Source organism: Streptomyces sp. NPDC057099 (assembly GCF_042671245.1).
Classification (GTDB): Bacteria; Actinomycetota; Actinomycetes; order Streptomycetales; family Streptomycetaceae; genus Streptomyces; species Streptomyces purpurascens.
The window spans coordinates 101,523-118,823 of record NZ_JBHUTX010000020.1 but is presented as its reverse complement, the minus strand read 5'-3'; the positions used below and the strand labels follow the sequence as shown (position 1 = coordinate 118,823).

Annotated in this window: 15 protein-coding genes; 14 read left to right on the top strand and 1 reads right to left on the bottom strand. The window is 71.7% G+C overall.

All coding sequences use genetic code 11. The features are described 5' to 3' along the window. The 7 genes from ACFT4A_RS24345 to ACFT4A_RS24315 all read left to right on the top strand — a co-directional run. The coding region (locus tag ACFT4A_RS24345; protein WP_382833344.1) for an alpha-glucosidase C-terminal domain-containing protein at positions 1-498 on the top strand (498 nt) is incomplete at its 5' end. Then, positions 495-2,213: a maltose alpha-D-glucosyltransferase gene (gene treS / locus ACFT4A_RS24340; RefSeq protein ID WP_382833343.1), complete on the top strand. Its 1,719-nt coding sequence runs from the start codon at positions 495-497 to the stop codon at positions 2,211-2,213. The genes ACFT4A_RS24345 and treS, both read left to right, overlap by 4 nt. A gap of 28 nt (positions 2,214-2,241) precedes the next feature. Next, positions 2,242-3,612 carry a maltokinase gene (locus ACFT4A_RS24335; RefSeq protein ID WP_382833341.1) on the top strand — a complete coding sequence of 457 codons (1,371 nt, stop codon included), beginning with the start codon at positions 2,242-2,244 and terminating at the stop codon, positions 3,610-3,612. A 3-nt stretch (positions 3,613-3,615) separates the two neighbouring features. Then, positions 3,616-5,823, top strand: coding sequence for a 1,4-alpha-glucan branching enzyme (glgB, locus tag ACFT4A_RS24330; protein ID WP_382833339.1), 2,208 nt, complete (start codon positions 3,616-3,618; stop codon positions 5,821-5,823). Positions 5,824-5,935: 112 nt separating this feature from the next. Further along, positions 5,936-7,024, top strand: a complete 1,089-nt coding sequence (locus ACFT4A_RS24325; RefSeq protein ID WP_382833338.1) for a glutamate--cysteine ligase — start codon at positions 5,936-5,938, stop codon at positions 7,022-7,024. A 166-nt stretch (positions 7,025-7,190) separates the two neighbouring features. Continuing rightward, positions 7,191-9,089 (top strand): AMP-dependent synthetase/ligase, encoded by a 1,899-nt coding sequence (locus ACFT4A_RS24320; protein WP_382833336.1) that lies wholly within the window; start codon positions 7,191-7,193, stop codon positions 9,087-9,089. Positions 9,090-9,203: 114 nt separating this feature from the next. Further along, a complete protein-coding gene (locus tag ACFT4A_RS24315; protein WP_382833334.1) occupies positions 9,204-9,638 on the top strand; it encodes an ATP-binding protein in 435 nt (144 codons plus the stop codon). Between the two features lie 54 nt (positions 9,639-9,692). Here ACFT4A_RS24315 and ACFT4A_RS24310 read toward each other — a convergent pair whose 3' ends face one another. Further along, complete coding sequence (locus ACFT4A_RS24310; protein WP_382833332.1) at positions 9,693-10,064, bottom strand: PRC-barrel domain containing protein; 372 nt, start codon at positions 10,062-10,064, stop codon at positions 9,693-9,695. A 345-nt stretch (positions 10,065-10,409) separates the two neighbouring features. Between ACFT4A_RS24310 and ACFT4A_RS24305 the strand changes: the two genes are divergently transcribed. The 7 genes from ACFT4A_RS24305 to ACFT4A_RS24275 all read left to right on the top strand — a co-directional run bounded on the left by ACFT4A_RS24305 (position 10,410) and on the right by ACFT4A_RS24275 (position 17,251). After that, entirely contained in the window at positions 10,410-10,811 is a 402-nt protein-coding gene (locus ACFT4A_RS24305; RefSeq protein ID WP_382833330.1) for an STAS domain-containing protein, read from the top strand. Positions 10,812-10,965: 154 nt separating this feature from the next. Next, positions 10,966-11,853 (top strand): STAS domain-containing protein, encoded by an 888-nt coding sequence (locus tag ACFT4A_RS24300; RefSeq protein ID WP_382833328.1) that lies wholly within the window; start codon positions 10,966-10,968, stop codon positions 11,851-11,853. Beyond that, positions 11,850-12,269 (top strand): STAS domain-containing protein, encoded by a 420-nt coding sequence (locus ACFT4A_RS24295; RefSeq protein ID WP_382833326.1) that lies wholly within the window; start codon positions 11,850-11,852, stop codon positions 12,267-12,269. Before ACFT4A_RS24300 ends, ACFT4A_RS24295 begins: the two co-directional genes overlap by 4 nt. After that, complete coding sequence (locus tag ACFT4A_RS24290) at positions 12,269-12,709, top strand: anti-sigma regulatory factor (RefSeq protein ID WP_382833362.1); 441 nt, start codon at positions 12,269-12,271, stop codon at positions 12,707-12,709. Before ACFT4A_RS24295 ends, ACFT4A_RS24290 begins: the two co-directional genes overlap by 1 nt. Next, positions 12,709-13,920 carry a SpoIIE family protein phosphatase gene (locus ACFT4A_RS24285; protein WP_382833325.1) on the top strand — a complete coding sequence of 404 codons (1,212 nt, stop codon included), beginning with the start codon at positions 12,709-12,711 and terminating at the stop codon, positions 13,918-13,920. The genes ACFT4A_RS24290 and ACFT4A_RS24285 overlap by 1 nt, the downstream gene beginning before the upstream one ends. Next, the gene (locus tag ACFT4A_RS24280; protein WP_382833323.1) at positions 13,917-15,647 is read left to right on the top strand and encodes a PP2C family protein-serine/threonine phosphatase; all 1,731 of its coding nucleotides are present in this window, start codon (positions 13,917-13,919) and stop codon (positions 15,645-15,647) included. Before ACFT4A_RS24285 ends, ACFT4A_RS24280 begins: the two co-directional genes overlap by 4 nt. Positions 15,648-15,877: 230 nt before the next feature. Next, on the top strand, positions 15,878-17,251 hold the full coding sequence (locus ACFT4A_RS24275; RefSeq protein WP_382833321.1) for an NAD(P)/FAD-dependent oxidoreductase: 1,374 nt from the start codon (positions 15,878-15,880) through the stop codon (positions 17,249-17,251). Positions 17,252-17,301 lie beyond the last annotated feature (50 nt).

Genomic DNA, 17,301 nt, shown 5'->3' with positions numbered 1-17,301 from the left:
TCCGGCTACGAACTGTGCGAGAACACCCCGCTCAGGGAAGGCAGCGAGGAGTACCTCCACTCGGAGAAGTACCAGCTCACCCGCCGCGACTGGGAAGCGGCCGAGCGTGAGGGGCGCACCATCACCCCCCTGCTGACCAGGCTCAACACCATCCGGCGGGAACACCCGGCCCTGCGCCGGCTCAGGAATCTCCGCTTCCACCACACCGACAACGACTCCCTCATCGCGTACAGCAAGCGCACGGGAACCGACGTCGTCCTGGTGGTCGCCAACCTCGACCCTCACCACGCCCAGGAGGCGACGGTCTCGCTGGACATGCCGCAACTCGGCCTGGACTGGCACGAGTCGGTGCCGGTGCGCGATGAGCTCACCGGCGAGACCTACCACTGGAGCAGGAACAACTACGTGCGTCTCGAGCCGGGGCGGGCTCCCGCGCACGTCTTCCACGTCCTGTCACCGCCCGCCGCGCAAGCGATCGGAGGGGCAGGAACGTCATGACCGTGAACGAGCCCGTGCTGGACACCTTCGAGGACACACCCGTCAGAGACCGGGACCCGGAGTGGTTCAAGCGCGCCGTGTTCTACGAGGTGCTCGTCCGCTCGTTCCAGGACAGCAACGGCGACGGTGTCGGGGACCTGAAGGGCCTGACCGCCAAGCTGGACTACCTCCAGTGGCTCGGCGTCGACTGCCTGTGGCTACCGCCGTTCTTCAAGTCGCCCCTGCGCGACGGCGGCTACGACGTCTCCGACTACACGGCCGTGCTGCCGGAGTTCGGCGACCTCGCCGACTTCGTGGAGTTCGTCGACGCCGCCCACCAGCGCGGCATGCGCGTGATCATCGACTTCGTCATGAACCACACCAGCGACGAGCACGCGTGGTTCCAGGAGTCGCGCAAGGACCCCGACGGGCCCTACGGCGACTACTACGTGTGGGCCGACGACGACAAGGGCTATCCGGACGCCCGGATCATCTTCGTCGACACGGAGACGTCGAACTGGACGTACGACCCGGTGCGCGGCCAGTACTTCTTCCACCGCTTCTTCTCGCACCAGCCCGACCTCAACTACGAGAACCCGCGCGTCCAGGAGGAGATCCTGGCCGCGCTGAAGTTCTGGCTGGACCTGGGCATCGACGGATTCCGGCTGGACGCGGTGCCGTACCTGTACGCGGCCGAGGGCACCAACTGCGAGAACCTGCCCGCCACCCACACGTTCCTCAAGCGGGTGCGCAAGGAGATCGACACGCAGTACCCGGACACCGTGCTGCTCGCCGAGGCCAACCAGTGGCCCGAGGACGTCGTCGACTACTTCGGCGACTACCCGAGCGGCGGCGACGAGTGCCACATGGCCTTCCACTTCCCGGTCATGCCGCGCATCTTCATGGCCGTACGACGGGAATCCCGCTACCCGGTCTCGGAAATCCTGGCGAAGACCCCGGCCATCCCCTCGAACTGCCAGTGGGGCATCTTCCTGCGCAACCACGACGAGCTGACCCTGGAGATGGTCACCGACGAAGAGCGCGACTACATGTGGGCCGAGTACGCCAAGGACCCCCGCATGCGCGCCAACATCGGCATCCGCAGGCGCCTCGCTCCCCTGCTCGACAACGACCGTCACTCGATCGAACTGTTCACCGCCCTGCTGCTGGCCCTGCCCGGCTCGCCGATCCTCTACTACGGCGACGAGATCGGCATGGGCGACAACATCTGGCTCGGCGACCGGGACGCCGTCCGGACCCCCATGCAGTGGACCCCGGACCGCAACGCCGGGTTCTCCACCTGCGACCCGGGGCGTCTCTTCCTTCCGGCGATCATGGACCCGGTCTACGGCCACCAGGTGACCAACGTCGAGGCCTCCATGTCCTCGCCGTCCTCGCTGCTGCACTGGACCCACCGGATGATCGAGATCCGCAAGCAGAACCCCGCCTTCGGACTCGGCACCTACACCGAACTGCCCTCCTCCAACCCCGCGGTGCTGGCGTTCCTCAGGGAGTACGAGGACGACCTGGTGCTGTGCGTGAACAACTTCGCGCGGTTCGCGCAGCCCACCGAACTCGATCTGCGCGAGTTCGCCGGGCGCCATCCGGTGGAGCTGTTCGGTGGGGTCCGTTTCCCGGCCATCGGCGAGCTGCCGTATCTGCTGACCCTCGGGGGTCACGGCTTCTACTGGTTCCGGCTCACCCGAGTCGCATCCCGCATCGGACGGCGACTGTGAGCACGCGCCGGGACAAGGAGGCGTGACCATGCCGAGGACCGCATCCCTCCGCCCGAGCCTCACGCGCCCGGCCGAGCCCATGGAGTCGCTCGGCGCGCTGCTGCGCGACTGGCTGCCCCGCCAGCGCTGGTTCGCGGGCAAGGACCGGCCCGTCACGGAACTCGGCCTGCTGTCGATGACCGAGCTGTTCCCGGGCTGTCTGCACCTGCTGGTCCACGCCGGGCACGCCGGGCACACGGGTGTGCCCTCGCCCGGCGGTGCTCCCCCGGCCGGCGACTGCTACCAGCTCCTGCTGGGCGTACGGGAACACCCGTCGCCGCGCCTCGGCCGGGCCCTCATCGGGCGGGTGCAGGACGGACCGCTGGCCGGTCTGACGGTCTACGACGCACTGCACGATCCCCGTTCGGCCCAGCTGCTCCTGGACCGGCTGCGGCAGCCCGGCACCTCCGGCCCGCTGCGCTTCGACTGCGACCCGGACCAGCGGGTACCCGCCGGACTGGTGCCGCGGCTGCTCGACGCCGAGCAGTCCAACTCCTCGCTGGTGTACGGCGACGAGTACATCCTGAAGATCTTCCGGCGTATCCAGCCGGGCGTGAACCCGGACCTGGAGGTGCCGGGGGCGCTGGCCCGCCAGGGCTGCCACCGGGTCCCCGCGCCCGTGGCCTGGTTCCAGACGAACCATCCCTTCAAGGCGACGCTCGGTGTGCTCCAGCCGTATCTGCGGGACGCCTCCGACGGCTGGACGCTGGCGCTGCACTCCCTGGCCGCCGGGGACGACTTCACGGTCCAGGCCCAGGCGCTCGGCGCGGCCACGGCGGATGTGCATCTCGCGCTGGCCTCGGCCTTCCCGGTCGGCGCGCCCGGGGAGAACGGGCGTACGGCGACGGCGATGACCGAGCGGCTGGACGCCGCCGCGCACTGCGTGCCCGCGCTCCAGCCGTTCGTGCCGGGCCTGCGGACCGCGTTCGCCGCCCTCACCACCTGCGACCCCGGGCCGCCCGCCCAGCGCATCCACGGCGATCTGCACCTCGGCCAGGTGCTGCGGGCCGGACGCGAGTGGTTCGTCATCGACTTCGAGGGCGAGCCGTCCCGGCCGCTCTCCGAACGGCGCAGCGCCCACTCCCCCGTGCGGGACATCGCCGGGATGCTGCGCTCCTTCGACTACGCCGCCCGGCAGCGCCGCCCCTGGCGCCCGGAGTGGGCGCGGCGCTGCCGCGAGGCCTACTGCGCGGGCTATGCCGCGCGTGCCGGCTGGGACCCGCGCAAGAAACACGGACTGCTCCGCGCCTATGAGACGGACCGGGCCGTGTACGAGGTGCTGTACGAGGCACGGCACCGCCCCGACTGGCTGCCTGTACCGATGGCGGCGATCGAGCGCCTCGCTGTGAGAGGAGACTGAGCCGTGGCCCTGCGAGACACCTCAATCCCGGAGCCGTCAGGCCCGGTCCCGAGCGCGACCGCGCCCGCCCTGGGCCCGGAGGACCGCGGGCGCCTGCTGGCGGGCGCCCACCACGATCCGCACGCGCTGCTCGGCGCCCACCCCGCCCCCGGCGGGATCGTGTTCCGGGCGCTGCGCCCCTTCGCCCGCTCCGTGAGCGTCGTGACCGGCGGCAAGCGCACGGCCCTCGTCTCGGAGGGCGACGGCCTCTTCTCGGGCCTGCTGCCGCTGGAGGCGATCCCCGAGTACACGCTGCACGTGGCGTACGACGGCGGTGAGCAGGAGGTACACGACCCGTACCGCTTCCTGCCCGCGCTCGGCGAGCTCGACCTGCACCTGATCCGAGAAGGCCGGCACGAGCAGCTGTGGCAGGCGCTCGGCGCCGAGCCCATGACCCATGAGGGCGTGACCGGCACCCGGTTCACGGTGTGGGCGCCGAACGCGCAGGGCGTGCGGGTCGCCGCCGACTTCACCCACTGGGACGGCACGCAGTTCCCGATGCGGTCCCTGGGCGCGTCCGGGGTGTGGGAGCTGTTCCTGCCGGGCGTCGGCGAGGGCACCGCGTACAAGTTCGAGATCCACTCCCGGTACGGGCACCGCTTCCTCAAGGCGGACCCGATGGCCCGCCGTGCCGAGGAGCCGCCCAACACGGCGTCGGTCGTGACGGCCTCGCACTACGAGTGGGCCGACGCCGAGTGGATGGCGCACCGCGACGACACGCCGGTGCACGAGGCGCCCATGTCGGTGTACGAGGTGCATCTGCCGTCCTGGCGCCCGGGGCTGACCTACCGGCAGCTCGCCGAGGAGCTGCCCGCGTACGTCAAGGACCTCGGCTTCACACACCTCGAGCTGATGCCGGTCGCCGAGCACCCCTTCCACGGCTCGTGGGGCTACCAGGTCACGGGCTTCTACGCGCCGACGGCCCGGCTGGGCTCCCCGGACGACTTCCGGTTCTTCGTCGACGCCTGCCACCGCGCCGGCATCGGCGTGATCATGGACTGGGTGCCGGCGCACTTCCCGAAGGACGACTGGGCGCTGGCCCGCTTCGACGGGGACCCGCTGTACGAGCCCGGGGACGGGCGGCGGGCCGAGCACCCGGACTGGGGCACGTACGAGTTCGACTTCGGCCGCACCGAGGTGCGCAACTTCCTCGTGGCGAACGCGGTGTACTGGTGTGAGGAGTTCCACATCGACGGGCTGCGGGTGGACGCGGTCGCCTCGATGCTCTACCTCGACTACTCGCGTGAGGACGGCCAGTGGGAGCCCAACGCCTACGGCGGCCGGGAGGACCTGGCGGCCATGGCGTTCCTGCAGGAGATGAACGCGACCGTGTACCGGCGTGCTCCCGGCGTGGTCACCATCGCGGAGGAGTCCACCGCCTGGGGCGGCGTGACCCGGCCCACCGACACCGGCGGGCTCGGTTTCGGGCTGAAGTGGAACATGGGCTGGATGCACGACTCGCTGGAGTACCTGAGCCATGAGCCGGTGCACCGCAAGTACCACCACCACGAGATGACGTTCTCGATGGTGTACGCGTACAGCGAGAACTACGTCCTGCCGATCTCCCACGACGAGGTGGTGCACGGCAAGCAGGCGTTGGTGTCGAAGGCGCCGGGCGACTGGTGGCAGCGGCGCGCCACCACCCGCGCCTACCTCGGCTTCATGTGGGGCCACCCCGGCAAGCAGCTGCTGTTCATGGGGCAGGAGTTCGCGCAGGGCGCCGAGTGGTCGGTGGAGCACGGGCCGGAGTGGTGGCTGCTCGACGACGGCTATCACTCGGCGGGTGACCACCGGGGCGTGCGTGATCTGGTGCGTGACCTGAACACGGCGTACCGGGCGACGCCGGCGCTGTGGCAGTGCGACACCCGTCCGGAGGGCTTCCGGTGGGTGGCGGTGGACTCGGCCGACGACAACGTCTTCGCTTTCCTGCGGTACGACGCCGAGGGCAGTCCGCTGCTGGCGGTGTCGAACTTCTCCCCCGTCGTCCGGCACGACTACGGCCTCTGGGTCCCGGAGGACGTCGTCGCCTGGCAGGAGACCCTCAACACCGACGACACACGCTACGGCGGAAGCGGCGTCACCAACCCGGATCCGGCCAAACCGGAGGACGGCCGTGTCCGGATCACGTTGCCGCCGCTGGCCACCGTGTGGCTGAGGCCGATCGCTCCGTGACGCCGCGCGGGCACACCAGGTGTCCGACCCGCCTGTGAGGGGCACTGGGGGTCGTACCACCGGACTCTCCCGGTGGCACGACGCGGCAGGGTCTCAGAAGGGCGGGCATCAGGTGCGCACCGTCGGAGTGGAGGAGGAACTCCTCCTGGTCGATCCGGAGACCGGCGAGCCGCGGGCCCTGTCCGCGGCGGTGCTCGCCCACGCCGCGCGGGACGACGCGGATCAGGACATCTTCGAGAAGGAACTCCACGAGCAGATGCTGGAGTTCGCCACCCATCCGCAGTCGTCCATGGAGAGCCTGCGCGCGGAGATCGCCCGCTGCCGCAAGGAGGCGGCCCGGCACGCCGGGGAGATCGGCTGCACCGTCGCGGCCCTGGCCACCTCCCCGCTGCCCGTCAGTCCCGCCATCGGCGTCACCCAGCGGTACCAGTGGATGGCGGAGCAGTACGGCATCGCCACCCGGGAGCAGCTCGTCCTGGGCTGTCATGTGCACGTGGCCGTGGAGTCCGACGAGGAGGGCGTCGCGGTCGTCGACCGGGTGCGGCCCTGGCTGCAGGTGCTGCTGGCGCTCAGCGCGAACTCGCCGTTCTGGCAGGGGCACGACTCGGGGTACAGCAGCTATCGCAGCCGGGTGTGGCAGCGCTGGCCGTCGGCGGGTCCGACCGAGATCTTCGGCTCGGCCGAGCGGTACCACCGGCTGGTCGCGGAGATGGTGGCCACCGGGGCCGTCCTCGACGACGGGATGATCTACTTCGACGCGCGGCTGTCCCGGCAGTATCCGACCGTGGAGGTGCGGGTCGCGGACGTCTGCCTGCGCTCGCGCACGGCCGCGCTGGTCGCCACCCTCGTCCGCGGGCTGGTCGAGACCGCCGCACGCGCGTGGCGGGCGGGCGAAGAGCCCCTCGACCACAGCGTCAGCCTGCTGCGGCTGGCCCACTGGCAGGCCGCCCGGTCCGGTCTGACGGGCGAGCTGCTGCACCCCGCGACCATGCGGCGCCTGCCCGCCGAGGCAGTCGTCCGTGCCCTGCTGGACCATGTCGGCCAGGCCCTCGCGGACACCGGTGACCTCGAGCGGGCCCGGGCCGCCTGCGAGGAACTGCTGCGGGAGGGCAACGGAGCACAGGTGCAACGTGCGCTGATGGAGCGCACGGGCAGCCTGCGGGACGTCGTCACCGAGTGCGTGCGCCACACCCAGGCGTGAGGCGTCCCGCTCCTTCGTCCCGCCCCTCCTTCGATCACACCGAGATCATCAGCGGTGTCACTTCCGTATTTCCCGACCCCGAAGGGTCCCGACTCGACTACATTCGAGCACCGCCGATGACGGTACCCGTCGGCAATGTCACACCCCGTACACGTCAGGAGCATGCATGCGCGAAACGGCCCTCGCTCCACCGGCCTACTCGCCCCTGACCGGCGGGCTCGCCGACAGCGTCTTCGAGACGGCGGACCGCGAACCCACCCGGCCGATGCTCGCCCGCCGCACCGACCCCGCCTCCGCCGTCTGGGAGGAGGTGACGGCGATCGAGCTGCGCGACGAGGTGGTGGACGTGGCCAAGGGTCTGATCGCGTCCGGGATCGCGCCGGGCCACCGCGTGGCGATCATGGCGCGCACCCGGTACGAGTGGACGGTCCTGTGCTACGCGCTGTGGGCCGTGGGCGCCGAGGTCGTACCGGTCTACCCGTCGTCGTCGCGCGACCAGGTGGAGTGGATCCTGCGGGACTCCGGCTGTGTGGCCGTGGTGGTGGAGGACGAGCAGGGCGTCATGACCGTCGGCTCGGTGTGCGCGGCGCTGCCGCTGCTGAGCCACGTCTGGCAACTGGACGCGGGAGCGCTGGAGGAGCTGGCGGCGCGCGGGGAGTCCGTGGCGCTCGCCACGGTCGATTCGATGCGCCGCATCGTGCTGCCGGACTCCACGGCCGTCATCGCCTACACCTCCGGCACGACCGGCCACGCCCTGGGCTGCGCCCTCAGCCATCGCAATCTGGCCGGGACCTGCGACACGCTGCTGGCCGGCTGGGGGCAGACGGCGGCAGCGCGCGGGGAGCAGGGCTCCGTGCTGGCGTTCCTGCCCTTCTCCCATGTGTACGGGCTCATGATCCAGGGCCTGTGCGTGCGCGGCGGCCTGCTGATGGGGCACCAGGCCGACCTCGGCGGGGAGGCCCTGTTCTCGGCGCTGCGCTCCTTCCGGCCCACGTACTTCTACGCGGTTCCCTCCGTCTTCGAGAAGATCTACAAGAACTTCCTGCGCACGGCGCAGCAGGGGGGCCACGGCGGACTGTTCGAGCGGGCCGCCGAGACGGCGCGGGACTTCGCCGCGGCCCTGGAACGCCAGCGGCTGGGCCGGGGCCGCGGACCCGGTTTCGATCTGCGGCTGCAGCACGCCCTCTACGACCGCACGGTGTACCGCAGGCTGCGGGCCGCGCTGGGCGGCCGGGTGCGGCGGGCGACATCCGGCGGCTCTCCCCTCAGCCGCGACCTGTCCCTCTTCTACGAGGGCATCGGCATCTATGTGAACGACGGCTACGGCCTGACGGAGACCAGCGGCGGGGTGACGATGCAGCCGCTGGGCCGGGAGAAGTCCGGGACCGTCGGGCAGGCGCTGCCGGGCACGGAGATCCAGGTCGCCGACGACGGGGAGATCCTGGTGCGCGGCCCGTCGGTGTTCCAGGGGTACGTGGGTGACGACGCCGGCACCCGGGCCGCCCTGCGCGGCGGCTGGCTGGCCACCGGCGACCTCGGGCGACTGGACTCGGAGGGCTATCTGACGATCACCGGCCGCAAGAAGGACATCATCATCACGAGCAGCGGCAAGAGCGTCGCCCCGGCCTCCCTGGAGCAGCGGCTGCGGATGCATCCGCTCATCCATCAGGCGGTGGTGGTGGGCGACAACCGGCCGTGTGTCGGTGCCCTGATCACGCTGGATCCGGAGTTCCTGGCGCACTGGCGGGCCGCGCTGGCGCTGCAGGGCGAGATGCGGGAGGCACGGGAGGAGAACGCGCTGCGGGAGGAGGTCGCGCGGGCCGTGGCCGCGGCCAACAGTGCCGTGTCGCGGTCGGAGTCGATCCGGGTGTTCCGGGTGCTGGCGGAGCCGTTCGACGTGACCAACGGGCTGCTGACACCGTCGATGAAGCTGCGCAGGGACGAGATCGTGCGGCACTACGCGGCCGAGATCGACACGATGTACGAGTCTCGCAGGCGGCCCGGGCGGCCGAGCACCCCGGAGGATCCTTCGCACTGGGACGACTCGGACAACGTGTTCCGTTGAACGCGGACCGGACGCGTAGTCCGCGCTCGCACGGGAACACGACAGTGGCGACGCAAGAGAGAGGACGACAGCCCTGACGACAGCCCTTGCTGACGACCGGGCCGGAAAGGCGATATGTCAACCGAGCCGCGTGGGGACGACGCACTGACCTCCGAGGACATCCCGAGCCGCACGAACAGCTTCGTGGGCGAGCCGCACGACGTGACCGGTGCGCGGCTGGCCGCGGAGGGGTTCTTGCGCGACCTGGCACGATCCTCGCCGCCCTCCGCCCCCGAGTACTGGGACGACATCCTGCTGGTGGTGACGGAACTGGCCGCCAACGCGGTCCAGTACGCCCCGGGTCCGTTCGCGCTGCGGATGCGCCGGACCTTCGACGGGGTGCACGTGGTGCTGCACGACACCAGCAGCACGGAGCCCGCCCCGCGGCCCTTCGATCCGCGCAGCGGGGGCGGCGGCATCGGCTGGCACCTGATCCACACCCTGTGCGACCAGGTCAGCGTGGTGGCCGACGAGCGCGGCAAGGACGTGCACGTGTTCCTGCCCTGGTGAGCCGGGAGCGTCACGGGCGCGGAGCGCCCGTGACCGGCCCGGACCGAGGCCCTCTCAGACCGAGGCCGCCTCGCGTGGCGGCAGCCGGTCGTAGTAGTCGCCCACGGCCGTCAGGTACTCCCGGTCCCTGGTCTCGCTGTCCGTCTGGAAGCGGGGGGCCTCCTTCGCGTCTCCCCTGGTACAGGCCAGTGTGATCTTCCGGGCCTGTGTGTCGATGCCGATGACGACTCCGGCCGGCACCAGCACGCTGCGGCCGAACACCCAGACTCCGGTGTCGACGACCAGGTGCCGCATGCCGTGCGGGGCGTCCTCGCGGTCCATGTGCCCGATCGTGCCGTCGGTCGCGGCGACGGTGAACCCGGTCAGGTCCTGCCCCTCGACGTGACCGCTGTCCGGCGCGTACGACCAGATTCTGTCGATGGCCACGCTGCTCCATCCTCCTTCGCGGTGTACGGATCGCGGATCCCCGGGCGGACGATTCCCGCCCACCCGGCTCCACAGCAGCAATTACCCTCCTGCCGCAAGCGCATTCGGCGCACACCCCTGCCACCGTACGACGCGGAGCGGCGGGTATCGGAGAGGTTCCGGTCAGGTGGAATGGAGGGCGGCTTCCTGGGTAATCGCGGGGGCGCGGTGACATACGGAGCCCGGTGACGAAGGGAGGCACATGAGACACGGCATCCGAGCCCGCCCGACAACCGGCATCGCCCCGTACCGCGGTCACCCCTGAGAGGTGACCAGCCCAGGCCGTAGCACTTGATGGAGGTATCCGTGCCCCTCGCCCAGAACCCGCTGTCCGTGGAAGTCGAGCTGCCCCGGGAGGACGTGGCCCTGATCACGGTCGACGGCTACCTGGACGTCGACACCGCGACCGAGTTCCAGGCCCATCTGGCCAACCAACTCCACCACGGCCGGCGGCATTTCCTGCTCGACCTGTCGTCCGTCCCCTTCATGGACTCGTCGGGGATGAACATCATCCTCCGCGTGTACCAGGAGACCCGCAAGACCGCCGGCAGCGTGCACGTCATCAGCCCGACGTCCGCCGTCCGCCGCATCCTCGACCTGACGGGCGTCAGCATCACGGTTCCCATATCGGAGAGCGTGGACGAGGCTCTGGCCCGTGCCGACGAAGTGCCGGACACCCCCGAGGAGCCGGGGGCGGCGGGCGCCTGACGACCCGGTGCCGTCGCTCCGGATCGCTTGCGCCGGATCCGGTGTCGTACGAGGTCGGGGCATGGTTAGAGTTGTCGTCCGGCAAGTGTGATCATGCCGTTCTCGTTTCCCGAAGCGGGCTCGGTCGACGCAACGCGGAAGAGGAGAGAACCAGGTGCCGGAGCAGGAAGCGGACGGACAGCTCGAAACGCCCACGCGGGAGGTCAGGGACTTCCTGCACCGCCGGCGCGAACAGATCGCCCAGCGGTGGGCGGACGAGCCGCTGTTCCGCACCGTGTTCACCGTCTCGCGCGACGAGGCGGTGGAGGCGGGCAAGGCCGTCGTGGACGCGCTGGCGCAGGTGGCCGACTCGGACCAGGTGGAGGACCCGGACTCCGCGGGGTTCAGCGGGGTGCGGGAGCAGCTGGCCCGGATGGGCGCGGCCCGTTCCCGTGCCGGGCTGTCCAACACCCAGGTGTCCAGCGAGCTGGCCGCCCTGCGGCCGCCCGTCGAGAACCTGCTGGCCGCCGACCTGGAGCAGGCACCGCCCGAGCACCTGCGGGCGTGTTCGACGGCGTTCGCCGTGCTGATGGGCACCCTGCGGCTGGTGGCCATGCAGACGGCGCTGAGCGAGTGGGAGGCGCTCAGCGACCGGCAGCGCCTGCAGCTGATGGAGGTGGCCACGCCCGTCATCCGGCTGTGGGACGGCATCGTGGCCGTGCCGCTGATCGGGACGCTCGACAGCGCTCGCAGCCAGGTGGTCATGGAGACGCTGCTGGACGCCGTCGTCGACCAGCACGCCCGGTTCGCGATCCTGGACATCACCGGCGTGCCCACGGTCGACTCGCTGGTGGCGCAGCACCTGATGAAGACGGTGGCCGCCGCGCGGCTGATGGGCGCCGAGTGCATCGTCTCCGGCATCCGGCCCGCCATCGCGCAGACCATCGTCCACCTCGGTCTGGACCTGGACGTGATCACCCGCGCGAACCTCGCCGACGCGCTGGGGTACGCGCTGCACCAGCTCGGCGCGGACATCGTGAACGCGGGTACGGGACAGCGGTGAGCGACGCCTACCTCCGTCCCGCCACGGGCCATGTGCCGGTCCTGCGGCTCGGCGACGTCCTCCTGGTCACGCTCCAGGGGGACCTGCACGACAGCACGGCCCAGCAGCTCCAGCAGGACCTCGCGGAGACCATCTCCCGTACCGGGGTGCGCGGTGTCCTCATCGACATCTCCGGGGTGGAGATCGTCGACTCGTTCCTCGGCCGGGTGCTGGCCGAGATCGCCGCGCAGGCCAAGCTGCTGGCCGCGCGGACCGTGGTGGCCGGCATGCGCCCGGCGGTCGCCATCACCCTGGTGGAACTGGGACTGACGCTGCCGGGGCTGCGCACCGCGCTCAGCGCCGAGGCGGGCATGGAGCTCCTCACCCGGCGGACCCCGGTGGCCCGTCCCGGCGGCCCGCGTCAGGAGAGTCCGTGATGCACACCGCCGCGGGCGTGGAGGCCTGCCTGCCCATCCGGTCGGACCTGGACCTGGTGTGGGTGCGACAGCACGTGCGGCAGGCCGCGGCCCTGCTCGGCTTCGGCCTGGTGGCGCAGACCAAGCTGGTCACCGCCGCCAGTGAGCTGGCCCGCAACACCCTCGTGCACGGCGGTGGCGGGCAGATGGAGGCGACGCACGTGAGCAGCGCGGGTGCGCAGGGCCTGCGGCTGGCCTTCACCGACGAGGGGCCGGGCATCGCCGACCTGGACCGGGCGCTCAGCGACGGCTACACCTCCGGCGGCGGACTGGGGATGGGGCTGAGCGGCGCGCGGCGCCTGGTACACGACTTCCACATCGACAGCACGCCGGGCGACGGCACCACCGTGCGGGTGACCTGCTGGGTCGCCCACCCGCCGCGTCCGCGCGAGGAGGCCTGATGCCGCGCGTGTGGGACGTCCCGGTACGCGACTCGACGCGGGTGCGCGACGCGCGGGTCGCCGCGGAGGACGCGGCCGCGCTGGCCGGTCTCGACGAGCGGCGCACCGCGGCCGCCGCGCTGGTCGCGACCGAGCTCGCCACGAATCTGCTCAAGCACGCCGAGGGTGGTCAGGTGCTCATCGACATCGTGGCGCCGCCGGTGCTGCGGGAGGGACGTGACGAGTCCCGGGTCGTGCAGATCGCCGCGATCGATCACGGCCCGGGCATTCCCGACGTGCCCGCGGCGCTGCGCGACGGTTTCTCCACGACCCGCTCGCTCGGTGCGGGCCTCGGCACGTGTCTGCGTCTCGCCGACGACTTCGGCCTGCACAGCACGCCGGGCCGCGGCACGGTCGCGGTGGCCCGTGTGGGCACCACGCCCCGCGGTGACGGACCGCCCGCCGGGCCGGCCGTGCGCGTGTGGGCCGACGGGGTCTCGGGGAGCTGGAGCGAGACGCCCGGGCCCGGCACGCCGGGTGGTGCCGTTCCGGGGTGGTCCGGCGGTGTCCCCGGGCCTGAAGCGCGGCCCGGCCCGTCGGACGACGGCCCCGCGCCGGTCGCCGCCGTGCGGGCCGGAGGCGTGAACATCCCCTACGCCGGAGCCGAGTGCTCGGGCGACGCCTGGGCGTGGGTGCGGGCCGGGGAGCGGGTGACGCTGATGCTGGCGGACGGTCTGGGGCACGGTCCGGAGGCCGCTCGTGCCTCGTCCGCCGCGGTCGTGGCGCTGCACCGCTGGGCCCACCTCTCCCCCGCCGAGGTGCTGCGGCAACTGCACGGCGCGCTGAAGGGCACCCGGGGCGCGGCCGTCGCCGTGGCCCAGCTCGATCTGCGGGCCGGGCGGCTGCGGTTCGCCGGCATCGGCAACGTGGGGGCGCGACTGCGCACGGACGGCACCTGGCGTCATCTGCTGTCGCGGCCCGGCATCGTCGGCGTCCACCGGCCCGGCACCCTCCGCGAGGAGGAGGCCGACTGGGCGGACGACCGGCTGCTGATCCTGCACACCGACGGCCTGCCCAGCCGCTGGACGCCGCCGTCCGGCGCCGGGCTGCCCGCGGCCGACCCGGCCGTGACGGCCGCCGTGACGATACGTGACGCGAGCAGTCCCGCCCGCCCGGTGCGGGACGACACCGCCGTGGCCGTGCTGACTCCGACCCCGCCGGAACGCCCATGATGCGCACTTGGCAGATCACCACCGTCACCGATGCGGCACGCGCCCGCATCGCCCTCGCGCGCCTGGCCGCCGCGTACGGGGTGCCCACCGTCGAGCGGACGAGGCTGGCCGCCGCCCTCAGCGCGCACCTGCGTCAGTGCCTCACCAAGGGCGGCACGTGGCTGCTCACGACGGACCTGGCCGGCTCTCCCACCGAGGAGGGGCTGCTGCACGCCGTGGTGACCCCGTCGCCGGACGCGTCCGCCGCGGCCGGGGAACCGCCGTGGGAGGTCACGGCCCCCTGCCCCGAGGCGGCCCGGGCCGGGGAGAGCGGCACCGTCGCGGACGACCCGGCCGCCCTCGCGGAGGCGCTGCTCGGTGCCGACGAGGACACGGCCGTGGTGCTGGACAAGCTCACCGAGCAGGAGGACCTGGTCTCCTTCCACCGCGAGGAGCTGCACCAGACGAACCAGGGCGTCCTGGCGCTGCACGCGGAGCTGGACGCGGCCGGGCGGGCCCAGCGCGAGGCCTTCGCCGCCGAGCGCAGCGCCCGCAACGAGGCGGAGAGCGCCCGCCGCAGGCTGACCTTCCTCGCGGACGCGAGTGCCGTGCTGACGGCCTCGCTCAACCACGAGGAGATCGTGCGCCGGCTGCCGGACCTGCTGGTGCCGGAGTACGCGCGCAGCGTCGACATCTGGCTGTTCGACCACGAGGACGACCGGCACGGGTCGGCACCGCATCCGGCCGCCGCCGTGGTGGCGGCCCGGACCGGTCGGCCGCAGTACGCCGCCGACCATCCGGGTGGCCTGCCCGGCGTCGAGGACCAGCCGCCTTCGGCGCTGGATCCCGGGCGGCCGCTGCTGTGTGTCCCGCTGCCGACGCGACGGGCGCCGCTGGGAGTCCTGACCCTGTCGCCGCCCGGTGCGCGCTGGGACCCGGACGACGCGGTGATGCTGATCGAGCTGACCCGGCGGGCCAGCATCGCGATCGACAACGCCCGGCGCTTCGAGCACAACCGCGACATCGCCGAGACGCTGCAGCGCGCCCTGCTCACGGATCTGCCGACGACGCCGGGGCTCAGCCTGGCCGCGCGGTATCTGCCCGCCACGCACGGGATGAACATCGGCGGTGACTGGTACGACGCGTTCCGCCAGCGGGACGGCGGTCTCATCACCGTCATCGGCGATGTGACCGGGCACGGGCTGCACGCGGCCGTCATGATGAGCCAGCTGCGCACCGCGCTGCGGGCGTACGCCGTCGACGGCGACAGCCCGGGCCGGCTGCTGACCCGGCTGCATCGGTTCCTGCACCATCTGCAGCCCGACCTGTACGCCACCGCCGTCATCGCGCGCTTCCACCCGGACGAGCCCACCCTGACCTGGGCCGCCGCGGGGCATCCGCCGCCGGTGCTGCGGCTGCCCGACGGGACCGTGCGCACGCTCGACGCCAAACCCGGCGCCATGCTCGGCATCCCGCTCACCCAGGAGATCGCCGACCACACGGAGCAGGTGGAGCCCGGGTCGACGCTCGCGCTGTACACGGACGGGCTGGTCGAGCGGCGCGCGCAGGGCATAGACCCGGGCATCGAGCGGCTGGCCACGGCGCTCGGCGGGTTCCGTTCCGCGGAGCTGGACGCGGATCTGGAGGGCTCGGCCGACCGGATCCTGCATCCTCTGCTGAGCGATTCCGAGCGCGACGACGACGTGTGTCTGCTGCTGTGTCATCTCCAGGGGGACGCCACGTCCTGACGGCGCGGTCCGACCGGCGTCCGGCCGGCCGTGCCTTGCACGCGTTCTTCACTCCCGCCTGGTGCTTTTCGGCCACCGGGCGGGCATGGTGGTGATCGACGCGTTCGTCTGCCTGCCGCGTCCGACTGGCGTCCCGGTCGGACACGCGGTGGGATCGAAAGGGTGCGAACCAGCGATCCAGGGGCAGTCGAAAGGCGTTCGAGGCAGACCGCCTGGAGCCGCAGAAAGGGATGAACACCGTGACACGACCCAGGATCCTGGTGGTTGGCGCAGGCTTCGCCGGCGTGGAGTGCGTCCGCCGTCTGGAACGGAAACTCTCCCCGGACGAGGCCGACGTCACGCTGGTGACGCCGTTCGCCTACCAGCTCTACCTGCCGCTGCTTCCCCAGGTCGCCTCCGGCGTGCTGACGCCGCAGTCGATCGCCGTCTCCCTGCGCCGCAGCAAGAAGTACCGCACGCGGATCATTCCGGGCGGGGCCGTCGGCGTCGACCTGAAGTCCAAGGTCTGCGTCATCCGCACCATCACCGACCAGATCGTCAACGAGCCGTACGACTACATCGTGCTGGCCCCCGGCAGCATCACCCGTACCTTCGACATCCCCGGTCTGACGGACCACGCGTTCGGGATGAAGACGCTCGCCGAGGCGGCGTACATCCGTGACCACGTCATCTCGCAGCTGGATCTGGCCGACGCGAGCCAGGACCCGGACGAGCGGGCCTCGCGGCTGCAGTTCGTGGTGGTCGGCGGCGGCTACGCGGGCACCGAGACCGCGGCGTGCCTGCAGCGCCTGACGCACGCCGCCGTGAAGCGCTACCCGCGGCTGGACCCGGGGCTGATCAAGTGGCATCTGATCGACATCGCGCCGAAGCTGATGCCGGAACTCGGCGAGAAGCTCGGCAGCAGCGCGCAGGAGATCCTGCGGCGGCGGGGCATCGAGATCTCCCTGGGCGTCTCCATCGCGAAGGCCGGCCCCGAGGAGGTCACCTTCACCGACGGGCGGGTGATCCCGACCCGCACGCTCATCTGGACCGCAGGGGTCGTCGCCAGCCCCCTCATCGCCACGCTCGGCGCCGAGACGGTCAAGGGACGGCTCGCGGTCGCCCCCGAGATGAACCTGCCGGGCAACGACGGGGTGTTCGCGCTCGGCGACTCGGCCGCCGTGCCCGATCTGGCCAAGGGCGACGACGGCGCCATGTGCCCGCCCACCGCGCAGCACGCCCTGCGGCAGGGCAAGCACGTCGCCGACAACGTCATCGCGGCGCTGCGGGGGCAGTCGATGCAGCGTTACGTCCACAAGGACCTCGGGCTCGTCGTCGACCTCGGCGGCACCGACGCGGTCTCCAAGCCGCTGGGCATCGAACTGCGCGGCCTGCCCGCCCAGGCCGTCGCCCGCGGCTACCACTGGTCGGCGCTGCGCACCAACGTGGCCAAGACGCGGGTGATGACGAACTGGCTGCTCAACGCGGTCGCCGGCGACGACTTCGTACGGACCGGCTTCCAGACCCGGAAGGCCGCCCGGCTGAAGGACTTCGAGTACACGGACGCCTATCTGACGCCGGAACAGGTGCGGGAGCACATCGAGGGCTCAGGTCGGCGGGACTAGGCGGGGTCGAAGGGGAGCTTCCGATTCCGGCATGACATGCTGAGACGCGG

Coding starts and splice junctions, on each gene's coding strand:
- treS (WP_382833343.1), top strand. CDS start 495: ATGACCGTGAACGAGCCCGTGCTGGACACCTTCGAGGACACACCCGTC.
- ACFT4A_RS24335 (WP_382833341.1), top strand. CDS start 2,242: ATGCCGAGGACCGCATCCCTCCGCCCGAGCCTCACGCGCCCGGCCGAG.
- ACFT4A_RS24320 (WP_382833336.1), top strand. CDS start 7,191: ATGCGCGAAACGGCCCTCGCTCCACCGGCCTACTCGCCCCTGACCGGC.
- ACFT4A_RS24315 (WP_382833334.1), top strand. CDS start 9,204: ATGTCAACCGAGCCGCGTGGGGACGACGCACTGACCTCCGAGGACATC.
- ACFT4A_RS24290 (WP_382833362.1), top strand. CDS start 12,269: ATGCACACCGCCGCGGGCGTGGAGGCCTGCCTGCCCATCCGGTCGGAC.
- ACFT4A_RS24285 (WP_382833325.1), top strand. CDS start 12,709: ATGCCGCGCGTGTGGGACGTCCCGGTACGCGACTCGACGCGGGTGCGC.
- ACFT4A_RS24280 (WP_382833323.1), top strand. CDS start 13,917: ATGATGCGCACTTGGCAGATCACCACCGTCACCGATGCGGCACGCGCC.
- ACFT4A_RS24275 (WP_382833321.1), top strand. CDS start 15,878: ATGAACACCGTGACACGACCCAGGATCCTGGTGGTTGGCGCAGGCTTC.